Below are 18,126 nucleotides of genomic sequence, written 5' to 3' on the forward strand. Positions count from 1 at the left end.
ACGCCGGGGCGGACCCGGCGCGTTCCCCCGAGCCCTTCCAGTCACCGCCGCGGGCGCCCGTCCAGATGCCGGCGGCGGGGAGAAGCCCAGGGCGTCCACCGGGTCCGTCACGGCGTGCTTCGCCACGGCGTGCTCCGCCTCGGCGTGCTTCGCCACGGCGTGCTCCGCCTCGGCGTCATCGCCGGGCCGTTGGCGGCGCGATTCGGCTGGCCCGGCCCAGCGGAGCCCTCGTCAGGGCGGGCGGTCCGCGCATGTGGCCGAGCTCCCGAAAATGGGGCGGAAATGCGTTCAGGGCCACCCCGGATGGGGTGGCCCTGAACGAAAGAATGTCCGGCGGTGTCCTACTCTCCCACACCCTCCCGAGTGCAGTACCATCGGCGCTGGAGGGCTTAGCTTCCGGGTTCGGAATGTAACCGGGCGTTTCCCCTCCGCCATGACCGCCGTAACACTATCGACATATCAAACAACACCAAAAACATGGTCTGCTGTTCGCTTGTCGGGAATCACACAGTGGACGCGTAGCACCTTTGATAATCAAGTCCTCGGCCTATTAGTACCGGTCAACTCAACCCGTTACCGAGCTTACATCTCCGGCCTATCAACCCAGTCGTCTAGCTGGGGGCCTTACCCCCTCAAAGAGGGGTGGGATACCTCATCTTGAAGCAGGCTTCCCGCTTAGATGCTTTCAGCGGTTATCCCTTCCGAACGTAGCCAACCAGCCGTGCCCCTGGCGGGACAACTGGCACACCAGAGGTTCGTCCGTCCCGGTCCTCTCGTACTAGGGACAGCCCTTCTCAAGTATCCTACGCGCACGGCGGATAGGGACCGAACTGTCTCACGACGTTCTAAACCCAGCTCGCGTACCGCTTTAATGGGCGAACAGCCCAACCCTTGGGACCTGCTACAGCCCCAGGATGCGACGAGCCGACATCGAGGTGCCAAACCATCCCGTCGATATGGACTCTTGGGGAAGATCAGCCTGTTATCCCCGGGGTACCTTTTATCCGTTGAGCGACACCGCTTCCACATGCCAGTGCCGGATCACTAGTCCCGACTTTCGTCCCTGCTCGACCCGTCAGTCTCACAGTCAAGCTCCCTTGTGCACTTGCACTCAACACCTGATTGCCAACCAGGCTGAGGGAACCTTTGGGCGCCTCCGTTACCCTTTAGGAGGCAACCGCCCCAGTTAAACTACCCACCAGACACTGTCCCTGAACCGGATAACGGTCCGAAGTTAGATACCCAAATCAACCAGAGTGGTATTTCAACAATGCCTCCACCCATACTGGCGTATGGACTTCACCGGCTCCCACCTATCCTACACAAGCTAATTCAGATACCAATGTCAAGCTATAGTAAAGGTCCCGGGGTCTTTCCGTCCTGCCGCGCGTAACGAGCATCTTTACTCGTAATGCAATTTCGCCGGGCCTGTGGTTGAGACAGTGGGGAAGTCGTTACGCCATTCGTGCAGGTCGGAACTTACCCGACAAGGAATTTCGCTACCTTAGGATGGTTATAGTTACCACCGCCGTTTACTGGCGCTTAAGTTCTCCGCTTCGCCCCAAAAGGAGCTAACAGGTCCCCTTAACGTTCCAGCACCGGGCAGGCGTCAGTCCATATACATCGAATTACTTCTTCGCATGGACCTGTGTTTTTAGTAAACAGTCGCTTCCCCCTGCTCTCTGCGGCCATACAACGCTCCACCCGCAAGGGGCTTCACGTCTCCGGCCCCCCTTCTCCCTAAGTTACGGGGGCAATTTGCCGAGTTCCTTAACCACAGTTCGCCCGATCGCCTCGGTATTCTCTACCTGACCACCTGTGTCGGTTTGGGGTACGGGCCGCTCAGAACTCGCTAGAGGCTTTTCTCGGCAGCATAGGATCACTGACTTCACCTGAATCGGCTCGGCATCACGTCTCAGCCCACATGTGCTGCGGATTTGCCTACAGCACGGCCTACACGCTTACCCCGGCACAACCACCGGCCGGGCTCAGCTACCTTCCTGCGTCACCCCATCGCTTGACTACTACCCACCAGGATCCCACGCTCCCCACCCTCAACCCGAAGGTCTTGGATGGCTTGGGTGGTTAGCACAGCAAGGTTCATCAGGGACGCTCTTTCGCGGGTACGGGAATATCAACCCGTTGTCCATCGACTACGCCTCTCGGCCTCGCCTTAGGTCCCGACTCACCCAGGGCGGATTAGCCTGGCCCTGGAACCCTTGGTCATCCGGCGGAAGGGTTTCTCACCCTTCATTCGCTACTCATGCCTGCATTCTCACTCGTGCCGCGTCCACGACTAGGTCACCCCGTCGCTTCACCCCCGGCACGACGCTCCCCTACCCATCCACACACCTGCACCAGATATCAAGACCTGGCGAAGTAAAAATGTGAATGCCACAGCTTCGGCGGTGTGCTTGAGCCCCGCTACATTGTCGGCGCGGAACCACTTGACCAGTGAGCTATTACGCACTCTTTAAAGGGTGGCTGCTTCTAAGCCAACCTCCTGGTTGTCTATGCGACCCCACATCCTTTTCCACTTAGCACACGCTTAGGGGCCTTAGCTGGTGATCTGGGCTGTTTCCCTCTCGACTACGAAGCTTATCCCCCGCAGTCTCACTGCCGCGCTCTCACTTACCGGCATTCGGAGTTTGGCTGATTTCGGTAAGCTTGTGGGCCCCCTAGACCATCCAGTGCTCTACCTCCGGCAAGAAACACGCGACGCTGCACCTAAATGCATTTCGGGGAGAACCAGCTATCACGGAGTTTGATTGGCCTTTCACCCCTAACCACAGGTCATCCCCCAACTTTTCAACGTTGGTGGGTTCGGCCCTCCACGCGGTCTTACCCGCGCTTCAGCCTGCCCATGGCTAGATCACTCCGCTTCGGGTCTAGAGCATGCGACTCAAACGCCCTATTCAGACTCGCTTTCGCTACGGCTCCCCCACACGGGTTAACCTCGCCACATGCCACTAACTCGCAGGCTCATTCTTCAAAAGGCACGCCGTCACCCCGCAAGGCTCCGACGGATTGTAGGCGAACGGTTTCAGGTACTATTTCACTCCCCTCCCGGGGTACTTTTCACCATTCCCTCACGGTACTCGTCCGCTATCGGTCACCAGGAAGTATTTAGGCTTACCAGGTGGTCCTGGCAGATTCACGGCAGATTACAGGAGTCCGCCGCTACTCGGGAACACCCACAGAAGACCAGCCACTTTCACCTACCGGACTCTCACCGCCTACGGTCAGCCTTCCCAGACTGTTCGGCTAGCAACTGGCTTTGTAACTCCTCAGGTGGTTGTCAGCCCACCTCGCAGGGTCCCACAACCCCGACCACGCAACCCCTGACAGGTATCACACGCAACCGGTTTAGCCTACATCCGCTTTCGCTCGCCACTACTCACGGAATCACATGTTGTTTTCTCTTCCTACGGGTACTGAGATGTTTCACTTCCCCGCGTTCCCCCCATACACCCTATGTGTTCAGGTGCAGGTGACATCACATGACTGATGCCAGGTTTCCCCATTCGGACACCCTGGGATCACAGCTCGGTTGACAGCTCCCCCAGGCCTATCGCGGCCTCCCACGTCCTTCATCGGCTCCTGGTGCCAAGGCATCCACCGTTCGCCCTTGACAACTTGACCACAAAGATGCTCGCGTCCACTGTGCAATTCTCAACAAACGACCAACCCACAACCCACAGCCCCACACCAGCCCGACACACGTCGACGGTATGCGAGACCAGGCCATGCCTGGCAGCCCCCAGAACTCACGTCCTGGCCAAGGCTCCGAAAGAAACAACCCACGGTTGTTCCTTCAGGACCCAACAGGGTGCTATCCATCCTCCCCAGCCGCACCACAACCAACCGTTCCACACCACCGAAGTGGCCGTACCAGGCGTCGTAGCCGTTGCCAGGATCGAACTCACCAGTGTCTCCGCCATCGAGCACCCCGACCCGACATTCGCAGGTCGCTGGCTCCATACCGTCCTTCGACGGATGGTGCTCCTTAGAAAGGAGGTGATCCAGCCGCACCTTCCGGTACGGCTACCTTGTTACGACTTCGTCCCAATCGCCAGCCCCACCTTCGACGGCTCCCTCCCTTACGGGTTGGGCCACCGGCTTCGGGTGTTGCCGACTTTCGTGACGTGACGGGCGGTGTGTACAAGGCCCGGGAACGTATTCACCGCAGCGTTGCTGATCTGCGATTACTAGCGACTCCGACTTCACGGGGTCGAGTTGCAGACCCCGATCCGAACTGAGACCGGCTTTTTGGGATTCGCTCCACCTCACGGTATCGCAGCCCATTGTACCGGCCATTGTAGCATGCGTGAAGCCCTGGACATAAGGGGCATGATGACTTGACGTCATCCCCACCTTCCTCCGAGTTGACCCCGGCAGTCTTCGATGAGTCCCCGCCATAACGCGCTGGCAACATCGAACGAGGGTTGCGCTCGTTGCGGGACTTAACCCAACATCTCACGACACGAGCTGACGACAGCCATGCACCACCTGTCACCGGCCCCGAAGGACCCCCCATCTCTGGAGGATTTCCGGCGATGTCAAACCCAGGTAAGGTTCTTCGCGTTGCATCGAATTAATCCGCATGCTCCGCCGCTTGTGCGGGCCCCCGTCAATTCCTTTGAGTTTTAGCCTTGCGGCCGTACTCCCCAGGCGGGGCGCTTAATGCGTTAGCTGCGGCACAGGGAACCGGAGAGGCCCCCCACACCTAGCGCCCAACGTTTACAGCGTGGACTACCAGGGTATCTAATCCTGTTCGCTCCCCACGCTTTCGCTCCTCAGCGTCAGTATCGGCCCAGAGACCCGCCTTCGCCACCGGTGTTCCTCCTGATATCTGCGCATTTCACCGCTACACCAGGAATTCCAGTCTCCCCTACCGAACTCTAGCCTGCCCGTATCGACTGCAGGCCCGCAGTTGAGCCGCGGGTTTTCACAGTCGACGCGACAAGCCGCCTACGAGCTCTTTACGCCCAATAAATCCGGACAACGCTCGCGCCCTACGTCTTACCGCGGCTGCTGGCACGTAGTTGGCCGGCGCTTCTTCTGCAGGTACCGTCACTTGCGCTTCGTCCCTGCTGAAAGAGGTTTACAACCCGAAGGCCGTCATCCCTCACGCGGCGTCGCTGCATCAGGCTTTCGCCCATTGTGCAATATTCCCCACTGCTGCCTCCCGTAGGAGTCTGGGCCGTGTCTCAGTCCCAGTGTGGCCGGTCGCCCTCTCAGGCCGGCTACCCGTCGTCGCCTTGGTAGGCCATCACCCCACCAACAAGCTGATAGGCCGCGAGCCCATCCCAGGCCGAAAAACTTTCCACCACCAGCCATGCGGCCAGCAGTAATATTCGGTATTAGCCCCCGTTTCCGAGGGTTATCCCAAAGCCTAGGGCAGGTTGCTCACGTGTTACTCACCCGTTCGCCGCTCGAGTACCCCGAAGGGCCTTTCCGCTCGACTTGCATGTGTTAAGCACGCCGCCAGCGTTCGTCCTGAGCCAGGATCAAACTCTCCAACAAAAACTTGGAAAATCATCCTGACAACAAAAATGTTGCCAAAGGAATCCACACCAGCCGAACCAAAGCTCGACCAGCGCGGGGGTAAATCATAATTGGCACTGGCTTATCAAGCACCCTGTTGAGTTCTCAAAGAACAACCACACACCAACCAGCAACCCCCCATCAGGAGGACCACCAGCCGGGGCATCTCGTCCCGCACCCGCCGCTCCCGCGCCGGGCACTTTTACTACGTTAGCTCACCGTCTCGGCCGTGTCAAACCGTGTATCCCGGTCTGTCATGCTTTGTACGGGTACCGCGCCGACGACCGCGCGCAGTGGCGAACCGCTGTCGTGATCATCGGATTTGGCAGGCCGGCCGCTGCGGTGTCCCGCTAGCGCGCCCGGGGCCCTGCCGGCCGTCAAGCTTACCCGGTCGGCTTCGCCGCTCCAAATCCACCTCGCGGCAGATCCGGGGGCACCGCCCGGTCCGGCTCCGGCGGTGTGCAACCCGCCCGACCCGGAAGTCGTTCCCGCGCTCCGACCTTCAGGGCTTTCGCCCCGTTTCGTCCGTTCCGCGCTGGCAGAGAGAAAGTTACGCGTCCCGGAGTTGATCGTCAAATCCGGAGGTGGCGTCCCGCGTCACACCCTCCACCCGTCGACATATCCCCAGGTCAGAGTCGACCCGGTCAGCCACGACGCCGTCCGGCGGCCCGCAGACCGAGGATCCCGAGGACGGCCACCGCGGTGCCGATGGCCAGGGACGCCACGATCAGCAGGGCGTGCACCCACAGGAAACCCGTCGGCGCTCCCTCGCCCGAGACCCCGCTCGCCCACGAACGCGGATCGTCCCAGATCGCAAGGCCGAACCGGGGCCAGATCAGCCAGGTCCAGACGCCGACCCCGACCAGGAAGAGGGCCCATCCACGTGACAGCACCATGACTGGCGAGTATGCCAGCGGCGTCGGCGCGAACGTCGGGGCGACCGGCACCGGGCGAAGCTCGCCGCCGCAGGTCAGGGCCTCGTGCACCCGCGCATGCGACCCACAGTGCGGACCGTAGCCCGGCCCGGGCCGGCCGAGGGCCGGATGCGCGGTCTTTCCGGGTGCGAGGCGTGCGGACCGGCTCACCGGACCGGGCCGCGGGTGGTTACGGTGGGGGCATGGTCCGGCTGTACATCTGTGCGCCCGAGGCCGTCGACCCGGTCGACGGCCGTTCGGCGAGCGCCGTGCCGGCCACGCCGACCCGCTCCGGCGACGGCCGTGAGCGGATCCTGGACGTCCTGCGTGCCGGCGGGCTGCGGTTCCGCGACGGCGGGCGATGGCGCCCGGCTCTGGTCTGACGAGCCGATCCACCTGACCTCAGGGGCGTGTCCGCCCGGGTCAGCGCGCGCCCGCGCGTCTTCCACCGCTTCCCGGCACAGAAAGGCGTACCACCATGTCCGCAGTACGGATGCTCACCGGCGACCGGCCGACCGGGCGGCTGCACCTCGGCCACTACGTCGGCAGCATCGCCAACCGGGTGCGACTGCACCAGCGGTACGAGAGCTTCTTCATCATCGCCGACCTGCACATGCTGACCACCCGCAACACCCGCGAGGACATCGACCGGGTCTCCCACAACGCCCGCGAGATGGTGACCGACATCCTCGCCGCCGGGGTGGACCCGGCCCGGGCGACGTTCTACCTGCAGTCGGCCATCCCCGAGGTCGGCGACCTGAACACCCTGTTCCAGAACCTGGTGACCGTGCCCCGCCTGGAGCGGGTGCCCTCGCTGAAGGACATGGCGCGCGCCGCCGGGAAGGACGAGATGCCGTACGGGCTGCTCGGCTACCCCGTCCTCCAGGCGGCCGACATCCTCTGCGTCAAGGGGCAGGTGGTGCCGGTGGGAAAGGACAACGCGCCGCACGTCGAGGTGACGCGGGAGATCGCCCGCCGGTTCAACCACCTGTACGGGGAGGTCTTCCCCGTACCGGAGATGATCGCCTCGGAGACGCCGACGCTGGTCGGCACGGACGGCCAGAGCAAGATGAGCAAGAGCCTGGGCAACGCGATCTCGCTCTCCGACGACGCGGAGACCGTCCGCCGGGCCGTGATGGGCATGTACACCGACCCGAACCGGGTGCGCGCCGACGTCCCGGGCATGGTGGAGGGGAATCCCGTCTTCACCTACCACGACGTGTTCAACCCGGACCGGGCGCAGGTCGCCGACCTCAAGGAGCGGTACCGGGCCGGTCGGGTGGGTGACGTGGAGGTCAAGGAGAAGCTGGCGGTGGCGCTGAACCGGTTCCTGGACCCGATCCGGGAGCGCCGGGCGCGGTTCGAGGCGGACCGCGGCATGGTCGACCAGCTCATCGTCGACGGGACGGAGCGGACCCGGGCCGAGGTGCGGCGCACCCTCGTCGAGGTCCGCCGGGCGATGGGGCTGACCGGCGCGTACCAGCAGGTCCGGCGGCGGGCGGAGCGGGCCCGGCGGGCCACCGCCGCGCCGGCCTGAGCCACTGGTACGGCGGCCTCCGAGGGGCGCGCCGACCGGCCCGGAACGGCGTGGCCCGCTCCCGGTCCGGTCGGCTACGCTCCCGGCGTGACCAGCTGCGGCAACCACGCCACCGCCGACGCGCTCCAGGGCGTCCCGGCCGGGTCGGTGCGCCGCGAGCGACGCCGGGCTCGTTCGAGCCCCCGTCGACCCTGAGCTGACACACGTCCTCCTGCGACCGGCGGATCGAGCCGCCGGTCCCGCCCGATCGACACCTCGGTCCGTCCGGACTCCTTCCGGCGACCCGCCCGACGCGGGTCCGAGCGAGATCGGCGTACCCATGGATCTGGAGAAGTTGCTGGCCGACCGGCTGGCGCCCGCGTTCGCGACGGTGACCGGCGGTCCGGTCGACCCGGTGGAGCGGGCACTGGTGTTCGCGCTGCTCGGGTTCGCTCCGGTGGTGGCGGAGGTGGAGCGGACCCTGGCGTTCCATTCCCTGGCCGGCCACCTGTACCGGGTCGCCACGGCGTTCAGCGCGTTCTACGAGCGCTGCCCGGTGCTGCGCGCGGAGGAGCCGGTGCGCGGCGGGCGGTTGCTGCTGTGCGGGCTGACCGCGCGGGTGCTCCGGCAGGGCCTGCGCCTGCTCGGCATCCGCACCCCGGAACGGATGTGATCCCCCGGCCCGCCGAGGCGTCCGTGGGAGCCCGCGCGCGTCCCCGCGCGGCTGGCACCCGTCCGGTCCGCCGGCCCGGTAGGTTCAGCCGGCACCATTCCGTTCGTGGATCGGGGGAGGCGGCCCGGTGTCGCACGTCGAGAAGATCACCGGTGAGCTGCGCGCGCTGACGACCGGCGTCGAGCGGGCGCAGGGGCTGGCCGCCGCCGCCCACCAGCAGGCGCAGGAGGTGGCGCTGCGGGCCGCCGGAGCCGGCTTCGCCGCCGTGGCCGCCGGCGTGGCCCGGGTGCAGGGCGCGATCTCCGAGATCCAGGGTGGCCTGGGCGGGTTGGGCACGTCGATCGGCGCGGCGACGAAGGCCACCGCCACGATTCCTCACCAGGCGACGCCGCAGGAGACGATCACCGGGCTGGCGCCGGTGCGGGATGCCGTCGACGGCGCCCGCGACGCCACCGCCAGGACGATCGCCCAGGTCGGCGAGGCCCAACGGCTCGCCACCCTGACCCTGCAGGGTGGGCAGCCCGGCCCGCTGCTGTCGGGGCTGGAGAGCGTCAGGCAGGTCCTGACGCTGGTGCTCCAGCGGACCGGCGCGGCCCGGCAGGCCGTGGAGGCCGCGCTCGCCGAGGCGCGCCGCCTGGGATCGGGCGCCTGACCGGGGCGGGCCGGCTTCGACCAGCCCGCCCCGGCAACCGGCGACGAGGCCCGGCGCCGACCTGCCCACCGCCGCCACAGGCAGGAAACCGCGGCGACGAGGCCCGGCGTCGCCGGCCCGACCGTCAGGCGTGGCCCACGAAGCGCCACTCGCCGTCGTCCCAGTGCTCCTGCACGTCGGAGCGGAGCAGCGGCGCCACGCGCCGGTAGGCCTCGCTGAGCTGAAGCTGCTGCACGCTCGCGAGCAGCGGCACCCCGGAGCCCCCGCGCAGCGGATGGGTCAGCCGGACGCGCAGCTGGCGCAGCGGCAGCAGCCACCTGCGGTCCAGCTCCGGCGAGAGCGCGGCGCAGGCTCCTCGGCCTCGCGAACTACCTTTGTTGCCATGCCGCTCGACGCCGATCCGGACGACCAGCGAAGCGACGGGCGCCACCGCGTCGTGCTGCTCCACGCGGCCGGCGACGGCGCGCCGCTCGCCCGCGTACACCTGGAACCCGACGCCGCCCAGGTGCGACCGTTCCCCGGGGTACCTCCGCAGCGGGTGGCCGCCGAGGCCCGCCGGGACCTCGCCGGACTGCGGCTCGACACGCCGGACGAGCCGCTGGTGGCCGCCCTGGTGGCCGGCGGGCTACGAATGCACCGGGCCGCCACCGAACTGCGCCACGACCTGGCGGACCTGCCGATGCCGGCCCCGTTGCCTTCCGGCTGGTCCCTCGCCACGCCCGGCTGGGACGACGACCTGCACGACGCGCTCGTGGCGGCGTACGGGCCGGGACACCCCGACGGTGCCTGGCGCGACGACCACACGGCCCAGGTGCGGGCGATGTTCGACGACGGCGGCCCCGTCCCGCCGCTGCTGCCCGCCTCGGCGCGCGTAGTCGGTCCGGACGGACGGAGCGCCGGCCACGTCCTGTCCACCGGCCCCGCCCCCGACCGGCCCTACGGCTGGGTGGTCAACCTCGGCGTGGCGCCGCGCGCCCAGGGCCGGGGACTCGGCCGGGCCCTGCTCACCCACGCCCTGTACGGCACCCGAACCGCGGACCTCCCCGCGCTCGCCCTCCAGGTCGCCGACGGAAACTCCGCCCGCCGGCTGTACGACGCTGCCGGGTTCCGGCCGGTCAGCCGGATGTTCTCCGTACGGCTACCGGCTTCGGCGGACCTGCCGGACAGGCCAGCGTCCTGAGGCTCGGCCCACGTCCAACATCGCCCGGCGAGGGCTGCCGCCATCGCGACGAGCGGGCCGCGGGGTCGGGTTTCGGTCGGGTTTCGGTCGCGGTGGACGGGGTAGCCAGCGCCGGTACGGCGGCGACGGGAGGCGACCGTGGGATACCAGGCGCGTTACGGTGAACTGCCGGTCGACCCGGAGCACGCCGAGGACGAGGACGAGCAGGCCCGGCTCGTGCAGGTCGAGGCGGACACCGACGTCCCGGCCCCGGACGACACCGACGCGCGGCCGGACCTGGTCACCGAGGACGACGGATCCGGCGTGGCCGGCGGCTCGTCCGGCAGCAGCAGCGGCGGATCGGGAATGCCCGGACACCCCGACGCGGCCCGCTGATTTCCCGCCCGCCTCCCCCTGGGCGTCTGACGAACTGCGCCCGGTCGCGCCGTCGGCCGGTCCACCCGTCCGGCCCACGTAGTCGCTGCCGGCGGCGGTCCACAGGAGACCGGGCGAACCCGCCCTGACCAGTGCAGACGATAGGCCCCAATCCGTCTCCGGCTAGGTCGGGTAGTGCTAGACCGGACAGACCGGTAGGGTTGCGCCCACATCGCCGTCGGCCGGCAGAGCCCGGCCGCTGGTGCCTTGTGGGCTGCCCATGATTGGAATTCAACTTGGCGCACGAACAGGCCGACCGCGAAAGCAGGCACCGTGATTCGGACGAACACGGCCAGCCAACGGCGTCGAACCCGCGCCGGGGTCAACAGCAGTCCATCAAACGGCGCGTCATCAGGCTCGTGCTCATCCCCAGTGTCGTCGCACTGGTCATGTGGCTCGTCGCGTCCGGATACCTTATCTTCCAGGGCTTCTACAACCGCGAGGTCGCCAACAGCGTCCGCCAGGTGTCGATCCCGGCGGTGTCCGCGCTGGCCTCGCTCCAGCAGGAACGGCGGCTGAGCGTCGCCTACCTCGCGCAGCCGTCGAGGGACCTGCAGAAGCTGCTCGACCGGCGGCAGCAGACGGACCAGCGGATCGCGGCGATGCGCAGCGCGGCCGACTCGGCGTTGGGCAACGCTCCGCAGTCCATCGCGACGCAGTGGAGGACGCTGGCGGGCCACCTGGACGAGCTACCGGGCGTACGGAGCACCATCGACGCCCGGTCCGCCGACCAGCAGGGCGTGTACGACTTCTACAACGACCTGCTCGACGCCGCGACCGGGCTCTTCGACACCCAGGCCCGGATCGTCCCCGACGTCACCGCGGCCCAGGGCGGCATCGCGGCGACCGAGACCTTCCGCGCCAGCGACCTGATGTCCCGGGCCGGATCGAAGATCGACGGCGCGTTCGGCTCCCGCTCGTTCGGCCAGCAGGACTACCTCGAGTTCGTGAGCCTGGTGGGCGCCTACCACGCCGGCCTCGCCAACGTCGCCCCGCACCTGCAGGCGGATGTGCGCAGGCGCCACGAGGGGATCACGGCGGGCAGCCCCTGGAAGCAGTTGGTCGCCGCGGAGAACGCGCTCATCGCCGGCGGCCCGTGGCGGGACGGGATGCCGCGCGCGCTGCCGTTCACGAGGGCCGAGTGGGACACGCTCACGCAGCAGGTCTCCGACGACCTGATCAACCTGACCGTCGAGCAGGCCGACAAGGTCTCGGCGGAGACCCTCCGCACGGGCAACGGGCAGCTGCTGACCGCGTCCCTGGGCAGCCTCCTGGCGCTGTCCGTCGCCGTCGCCGCGATCCTGTGGGCGATCCGCCAGTCGCGGATCCTGGTCGACCGCGCGCTCTCCGTCCGCCTGGCGCAGTTGGGTAGGGACGCCGCCGCGATGGTGGACGAGCGGCTGCCGGCCATGATGGAACGCCTCCGGCGGCGCGAGAAGGTCGACGTCGCGGTCGAGCTTCCGATGCAGGACTACGGCAGCGACGAGATCGGCCAGGTCGCGCAGGTCATCAACAGGTCGCTGCAGGCCGCCGCAGGCGCGGCCGTCGACGAGGCGAAGACCCGGGCCGCCGGTGTCGCCATGCTGATGGGCGTCGCCCGCCGCCCGCAACGACCCCTCCAGCGGGGCCTGAAGGTCATCGAGGACCTGCAGATCCGGATCGGCGACGAGGAGCTGTTGACGGAGCTGTTCGACATCAACCACCAGCTCACCCAGACCCGGCGCTTCCTGGAGAACCTGGTCATCCTGGCCGGTGGCCAGATCGGCCGGCGTTTCCAGAACCCCGTCCCGGTACGCCGCGTGATGCTGGCGGCGTTCGCCGAGGCCCAGCACTACCAGCGGATCACCCTGCGCAACGCGCCCGACGTGGCGATCGTGGGGCCGGCGGTCGCCGGGACCATCCACCTCCTTGCCGAGCTGCTGGACAACGCGCTCGCGTTCTCCTCGCCAGAGACGACGGTCTGGGTGACCTGCGTCGAGGTCAAGAACGGCGTCGCGGTCGAGATCGAGGACGCCGGCGTGGGCATGAAGCCGGAGTCCCTGGAGCGCGCGAACGAGCTGCTGGCCACCGCGCCCACGCCGGACGTGACGGCGCTGAAGGACGGCGCGCAGGTCGGTCTGCACGTTGTCGCGGAGCTGGCCAAGCGGGAGGGCATCCAGGTGAGCCTCCGCGCGTCGGCGTACGGCGGCCTGCTCGCGATCGTGCTCCTGCCGGACCGCGTGCTCGCCACCGACCCGGTGACCTCCGACCTGGAGCGTACGGCCCCCGGCATCAGGCTGCCCGTGGCCGCCGCGCCGGTCGCCGCGCCGCCCCGCGCGGGTCACCCGGGTGGGCGGCCCGTCGCCGGCGCCGGCGGGGTCACGACGGCCGTTCCGACCCAGTCGGCCCGGCCGCTGGTCCGGCCCCAGACCGACCGACCGCACCGCGTGGGGGGCATGATGAGCGACTCCCAACCGACCAACGGCACCGCGGCCATCCCTTCCTGGCAGCTGGACTCCCCCGTCCCGCTCGGCCTCGGCAGCGGCGCGCCCACGGCCGGCAGCGGCTTCGGCAACGGTCTCGGCCACAGCACGCCCACGGCCGGCAACGGTCTCGGCCACAGCACGCCCACGGCCGGCAACGGCAACGGCAGGCACACGCTCGGCGGCAACGGCACGGCCGGCCCGGGCGGGAGTTCACCCACTCTCGGCGGCTCGGCCGCCCTGGGCAACGGCGCCCCCGGCCAGCGGAACCCCGCCCGGCCGCCCCTGCCCCACCGGCAACCGCAACAGCACCTGGTGCCCGAGCTGCGCGACGACGACGTGCCAGGACGCGCCCCCCGGACGGCGGAACCAGCCAGGTCGCCGGAGGAGGCCCGGGCGCGGTTCGCCAGGTACCAACAGGCCTGGGCGGCCGGCCGGGCAGCGGGCACCGACGAATCGGCAACCAGAGACGATCAAGGCAGGAAAGCGTGACCAACTCGACACCTCAGACCGATCTGACCTGGATCCTGGACGATCTCGTGGAGGTCCCCGACGTCGTCTACGCACTCGTCCTGTCCACCGACGGGCTGATCGTCCAGAAGTCCACGTCGCTGGCGCAGGACGCCGGTGAGCTGCTGGCGGCCGGCGCGTCGTCGCTGTACAGCGTGGCGGCCGGTATGGGTCGCCGCTTCGACAGCGGGCCGGTGCAGCAGGTCATCATCGAGTACCGGGGCCGCACCCTGTTCGTCGCCGCCGCCGGCCAGAACGCGCGGCTGGCCGTGCTGTGCGAGCAGTCGGTCGACATGGGCACGGTCGCCTACGAGATGAGCCGGCTGGTGACCCGCATCGGCGAGTACCTCGGCTCGGAGGCCCGACCGCCCGTCCTGCCGCTCAGCGAGTCCGTCGGGCTACGACCATGACGTACGACGTGTGGGACGGCGACGACGAGGCGGAGGCCGGGCGGCTCGTTCCCCTGTACATCCTGGTCAACGGCCGGACGAGTCCACGCAACAGCAACCTGGACCTGGCCACCCAGGTCATCGCGCTGCCCGCCGACACCACACGTTTGGAGTTGGAGTACCGGGAGATCGTCAGCCGCTGCGCCACCTGGATCTCCATTGCCGAGATCGGCGCCTACCTGCACAGACCGCTGACCATCACCAAGGTGATGGTCGACGTGCTGGTCGAGCAGGGGTTCCTGGACATCGGATCCCCGGCGCAGCAGAAGATCGCGGATCGTCGGCTGCTGGAAACCGTTCTCGCCGGCCTGCAGCGGCTCTAGAAGAGGGACTGGTGTACGTGGATCGGAAATCGGTCAAGGTCGTTGTGGCGGGCGGCTTCGGCACCGGCAAGACCACCTTGGTCGGATCGGTCAGTGAGATCCCGCCGTTGGTCACGGAGGAGGTCCTGACCCAGGCCAGCGTCGGCGTGGACGACATCACGGGCATCGAGGGCAAGGCGAGCACGACCGTCGCCCTGGACTTCGGGCGCATCACCATCGCCCCGGACGTCGTGCTCTACCTGTTCGGCACGCCGGGGCAGGACCGGTTCTGGTTCATCTGGGACGAGCTCGCGCAGGGCGCGGTGGGCGCGATCGTGCTGGTCGACACGAGGAGGCTCGGGACGAGCTTCCCCGCCATCGACTACTTCGAGCGGCGGGGCATCCCCTTCCTGGTCGCCGTCAACCGGTTCCACAGCGAGTGCCTGTACAGCGCCGACGAGATCCGGGCGGCGCTGGAGCTGGACCCGGCCGTACCGCTGCTCTGGTGCGACGCCCGGGACCGGGAGTCCAGCAAGCAGGCGCTGATCGAGCTGGTCCGGCACGCCCTGTCGCGCCTGGCGGTCGGCGCCTGACGAGGCGGGGGCCCGCACGGGGACGTCCCCGGCTCCGCTGCGCCGACGGTGGCGCGGGGAGCCGGGGACGTCGTGGCGCTCAGCCGTAGCTGGCCACGGACCTGCCCGCCGCCGGCGGCAGCGGCTCCAACCGCACCTTGAAGTGGCGCAGCAGGGGCGGCGCCGAGACGATCCGGTACCCGCTGACCTGCTCGGGGTCCTTCGCGATGTCGGCGAGGACGGCGGCCACGTACTCCAGGTGCGTGTCGGTGTAGACCCGGCGCGGGATCGCCAGCCGCACCAGCTCGAAGGGAGCGGGAGTGAGCAGCCGGTGGTGCTCGTCCATCTCGCCCAGGTAGAGCGATCCCAGCTCGGCGCAGCGGATCCCGCCGTCGAGGAAGAGCTGGCAGCCCAGGGCGTGCCCGGGGAACTCCCGCGGGGACAGGTGCGGCAGCAGCCGGCCGGCGTTGAGGTACAGGGCGTGGATGCCCGCCGGTCGGACGGTGTCGACGCCCACGTCGTCGAGCAGCTCGGCCAGCCGTTCGGTGGACGCGGCACGGGCGCGCAGGTACGCGGGATCGACCACCTCGCGCAGCCCCTGGGTGAGCCGTTCGAGGTCGTGGCCGGCGAGCCCGCCGTAGGTGGAGAATCCCTCGGTCGCGATCAGGTTCGCCTCGCACGCGGCGTGCAACTCGTCGTCGCGGAGCCCGATGAACCCGCCGATGGCCGCCAGGCCGTCCTTCTTCAGGCTCACCACGCAGCCGTCGGCGAGCTGGAACGCGCGGGTGGCGATCTGCCGCGGGGTCCACGTCCCGTAGCCCGCTTCCCGCTGGTTGACCAGCCAGGCGTTCTCGGCGAAGCGCGCCGCGTCCAGGAAGAACGGCACGCGGTGGCGCCGGCACAGCTCCCGTACGGCCGCGAGGTTGGCCATGGAGACCGGCTGCGCGCCGAGGCCGTTGTTGGTGATGGTCATCAGCACCAGGCCGACCCGGTGCCCCTCGGGCCCGGCAAGGGTGCGTTCGAGCGCGGCCAGGTCGATGTTGCCCTTGAACGGTTCGTCGCTGTCGAGGTCGGCCGCCTCGTTGCACGGGAGGTCCCGTGGTTCCGCCCCGGCGAGCAGGACGTTCGCGTGGGTGGTGTCGAAGTGGGTGTTGCTGATGCAGATCTGGCCGGGCTTCAGCAGGCTGCCGAACAGGACCCGCTCGCCGGCCCGGCCCTGGTGGACCGGCAGGATCCGCGGGTATCCGGTGAGGTCGCGCACCTCGTCCCGGAACCGGAACCACGATCGCGCGCCGGCGTACGACTCGTCGCCGAGCGCGGCGGCCGCCTCCTGCGCCGCCGACGTCGCGCCGGTGCCGGAATCGGACAGCAGGTCGATGGTGATCTGGTCGGCGCGCAGGTTGAACGGGTTGTATCCGGCATCCGCGAGCGCCCGCCGGCGTTCCTCCGCGGTGAGGAAGGGGATCGGTTCGACGACCTTGATCCGGTACGGCGGCAGGGCCTTTCGCACGTCCATCGGGCAACTCGCTCCTCGCGGGGGTCAGGGTCGGGTACGGCCGACCGGAGCCGGCGACACGTCGCGGCCGGCGGGCATCCGCCGCGGACGCGGCGGGCTCACCCGGTACGCCTCGGCCGACAGGTAGACGGTCACACCCGGCCGGGGCGCGCCCAGCCGCAGCGAGACGTGCGCGATCAGTCCGACGCCGTCGCGGAGCGGCCGGGGCGTCACGGCGGCGATCGCCCGGTCCAGCCCGTCGGTGTCGAACCCGTAGCGGACCAGCAACGCCGCGACCCGGTCGCGGGCCTCCTGGTCGTCGGTGACGTAGCTGCGGATGGGCACGTAGATGCTGTAGCCGACCGGCCGGTCGGCGCCCTCCGTGAAGGTGTAGCTGCCCACGAGCGGGCGGCCGTCGAAGCGGCGCGTGCCGCCGCCGGCCACCACGCAGAACTCCTCGATCTCCGCCACGTCGACGCCGTCGACCACGCTGGCCGCCCGCGTCACGTCCCAGACCTCGGCCTCGTGGTGGGTCAGGTAGAGCTTGACCCGGGCCTGCGGCCCGTCGTGCAGATCGACGGCGAAGAACGTCAGCCGGTCGCCGCGGCCCAGCTCCCCCGGCCGGACGCCGTGGTCGAGCAGCGCCCGGTACGACGCGCCGAGCCCGAGCCGGTGCAGGGCCTCGGACACCAGGGCGGGCGACCGCTCGACCCCCTTGACCTCCGGGTTGAGGTAGACCTTGAACTCGGGTCGCCGGCTGCTGCGGAAGACCAGCGAGCACCACATGGCGAAGTCGCCCTGCGGATCATCGGTGGCGAACAGATCCCGCACCGAGTCCAGCCGGGACGTCGACAGGCCGGCCCGGCGGGCCTGCGCGTCGAGGAAGCCGCGCGTGGCGGACAGGTTGGCCAGCGGGCCGGGCGGCGATCCCAGCGTCTCACCCAGGATCCGCAACGTCGGGGGCTCCGCCTCGTTGAAGGCGATGGAGAACTCGACCGGCGTATGGTCGTCGGAGACGCCGGACGGCCAGGCCGGCGGTTCGTACAGTGGACGCGGGCCGACGGGGCCGAGCAGGCCCGCCAACAGGTTCCGAGGTTCGACAGGATCGGCCCCGGCAACCTCGCACAGGCGCGCCAACTGACCGTCCAGGTGGTCAGAGACGGACAAGCCGGCCATTCATTCTCCCCCTCGGCGATTCAGGCCCGGAAAAACGAGACTTTAGTGATCATGTCGCAAAAAGGTCAACATCGATCACGGTCTGTCACTACATGAGCGGACGGAAGGCCGGAGAAGGCCACCGTAGGTAACAATTCCCATCGGCAGACATCCTTCGGGCACCGAGGCGGCACCGTCCGCTCGGACGGGCACCGGTCGCGCCCCCTCGGATCACCGCGGCAGCAGGAAGTCGCCGGCCGCGGCGGCCCGGCGCAGCCCGACCGG

The 18,126-nt window shown here is 68.4% G+C and carries 13 protein-coding genes, 3 rRNA genes and 1 pseudogene; 10 read left to right on the forward strand and 7 right to left on the reverse strand.

All coding sequences use genetic code 11. The features are described 5' to 3' along the window. Positions 1-328 precede the first annotated feature (328 nt). The 4 genes from rrf to JD77_RS10055 form a co-directional block, all read right to left on the reverse strand. Positions 329-445: ribosomal RNA gene (gene rrf / locus JD77_RS10040) — 5S ribosomal RNA — on the reverse strand. Between the two features lie 85 nt (positions 446-530). Further along, positions 531-3,642: ribosomal RNA gene (locus JD77_RS10045) — 23S ribosomal RNA — on the reverse strand. A 368-nt stretch (positions 3,643-4,010) separates the two neighbouring features. After that, positions 4,011-5,526, reverse strand: a 16S ribosomal RNA gene (locus JD77_RS10050). The 16S, 23S and 5S rRNA genes sit together here, the layout of an rRNA operon. Positions 5,527-6,191: 665 nt before the next feature. Next, positions 6,192-6,533, reverse strand: a complete 342-nt coding sequence (locus JD77_RS10055) for an SCO4848 family membrane protein (RefSeq protein ID WP_342799644.1) — start codon at positions 6,531-6,533, stop codon at positions 6,192-6,194. 131 nt (positions 6,534-6,664) lie between these two features. Between JD77_RS10055 and JD77_RS10060 the strand changes: the two genes are divergently transcribed. The 4 genes and pseudogenes from JD77_RS10060 to JD77_RS10075 all read left to right on the forward strand — a co-directional run bounded on the left by JD77_RS10060 (position 6,665) and on the right by JD77_RS10075 (position 9,302). Further along, positions 6,665-6,844 carry a hypothetical protein gene (locus tag JD77_RS10060; protein WP_145777508.1) on the forward strand — a complete coding sequence of 60 codons (180 nt, stop codon included), beginning with the start codon at positions 6,665-6,667 and terminating at the stop codon, positions 6,842-6,844. 95 nt (positions 6,845-6,939) lie between these two features. Continuing rightward, positions 6,940-7,998 carry a tryptophan--tRNA ligase gene (gene trpS / locus JD77_RS10065; protein WP_145774028.1) on the forward strand — a complete coding sequence of 353 codons (1,059 nt, stop codon included), beginning with the start codon at positions 6,940-6,942 and terminating at the stop codon, positions 7,996-7,998. 343 nt (positions 7,999-8,341) lie between these two features. Next, a pseudogene (locus JD77_RS10070) lies at positions 8,342-8,650 on the forward strand (DALR anticodon-binding domain-containing protein); the annotation flags it as partial. 127 nt (positions 8,651-8,777) lie between these two features. Next, entirely contained in the window at positions 8,778-9,302 is a 525-nt protein-coding gene (locus JD77_RS10075; RefSeq protein WP_145774030.1) for a DUF6244 family protein, read from the forward strand. 124 nt (positions 9,303-9,426) lie between these two features. Here JD77_RS10075 and JD77_RS10080 read toward each other — a convergent pair whose 3' ends face one another. Beyond that, positions 9,427-9,750 (reverse strand): hypothetical protein, encoded by a 324-nt coding sequence (locus tag JD77_RS10080; RefSeq protein ID WP_211372887.1) that lies wholly within the window; start codon positions 9,748-9,750, stop codon positions 9,427-9,429. Here JD77_RS10080 and JD77_RS10085 point away from each other — a divergent pair. The 6 genes from JD77_RS10085 to JD77_RS10110 all read left to right on the forward strand — a co-directional run bounded on the left by JD77_RS10085 (position 9,739) and on the right by JD77_RS10110 (position 15,212). Then, entirely contained in the window at positions 9,739-10,482 is a 744-nt protein-coding gene (locus JD77_RS10085) for a GNAT family N-acetyltransferase (protein WP_170286404.1), read from the forward strand. The two genes, JD77_RS10080 and JD77_RS10085, sit on opposite strands and share 12 nt — an antisense overlap. A gap of 138 nt (positions 10,483-10,620) precedes the next feature. Next, on the forward strand, positions 10,621-10,857 hold the full coding sequence (locus tag JD77_RS10090) for a preprotein translocase YidC (RefSeq protein WP_145774033.1): 237 nt from the start codon (positions 10,621-10,623) through the stop codon (positions 10,855-10,857). 398 nt (positions 10,858-11,255) lie between these two features. Next, a complete protein-coding gene (locus tag JD77_RS10095; protein ID WP_246140597.1) occupies positions 11,256-13,850 on the forward strand; it encodes a sensor histidine kinase in 2,595 nt (864 codons plus the stop codon). Further along, on the forward strand, positions 13,847-14,278 hold the full coding sequence (locus tag JD77_RS10100) for a roadblock/LC7 domain-containing protein (RefSeq protein ID WP_145774034.1): 432 nt from the start codon (positions 13,847-13,849) through the stop codon (positions 14,276-14,278). Before JD77_RS10095 ends, JD77_RS10100 begins: the two co-directional genes overlap by 4 nt. Continuing rightward, positions 14,275-14,640, forward strand: coding sequence for a DUF742 domain-containing protein (locus JD77_RS10105; RefSeq protein ID WP_145774035.1), 366 nt, complete (start codon positions 14,275-14,277; stop codon positions 14,638-14,640). The genes JD77_RS10100 and JD77_RS10105 overlap by 4 nt, the downstream gene beginning before the upstream one ends. 11 nt (positions 14,641-14,651) lie before the next feature. Beyond that, a complete protein-coding gene (locus JD77_RS10110) occupies positions 14,652-15,212 on the forward strand; it encodes a GTP-binding protein (protein WP_170286405.1) in 561 nt (186 codons plus the stop codon). A 79-nt stretch (positions 15,213-15,291) separates the two neighbouring features. Here JD77_RS10110 and JD77_RS10115 read toward each other — a convergent pair whose 3' ends face one another. After that, complete coding sequence (locus JD77_RS10115; protein ID WP_145774036.1) at positions 15,292-16,707, reverse strand: tryptophanase; 1,416 nt, start codon at positions 16,705-16,707, stop codon at positions 15,292-15,294. Between the two features lie 24 nt (positions 16,708-16,731). Beyond that, positions 16,732-17,862, reverse strand: coding sequence for a DMATS family aromatic prenyltransferase (locus tag JD77_RS10120; protein ID WP_145774037.1), 1,131 nt, complete (start codon positions 17,860-17,862; stop codon positions 16,732-16,734). Positions 17,863-18,126 lie beyond the last annotated feature (264 nt).

The sequence above is a fragment of the Micromonospora olivasterospora genome (assembly GCF_007830265.1).
Lineage (GTDB): Bacteria > Actinomycetota > Actinomycetes > Mycobacteriales > Micromonosporaceae > Micromonospora > Micromonospora olivasterospora.

Coding starts and splice junctions, on each gene's coding strand:
- trpS (WP_145774028.1), top strand. CDS start 6,940: ATGTCCGCAGTACGGATGCTCACCGGCGACCGGCCGACCGGGCGGCTG.
- JD77_RS10105 (WP_145774035.1), top strand. CDS start 14,275: ATGACGTACGACGTGTGGGACGGCGACGACGAGGCGGAGGCCGGGCGG.
- JD77_RS10115 (WP_145774036.1), bottom strand. CDS start 16,707: ATGGACGTGCGAAAGGCCCTGCCGCCGTACCGGATCAAGGTCGTCGAA.
- JD77_RS10120 (WP_145774037.1), bottom strand. CDS start 17,862: ATGGCCGGCTTGTCCGTCTCTGACCACCTGGACGGTCAGTTGGCGCGC.
- JD77_RS10060 (WP_145777508.1), top strand. CDS start 6,665: ATGGTCCGGCTGTACATCTGTGCGCCCGAGGCCGTCGACCCGGTCGAC.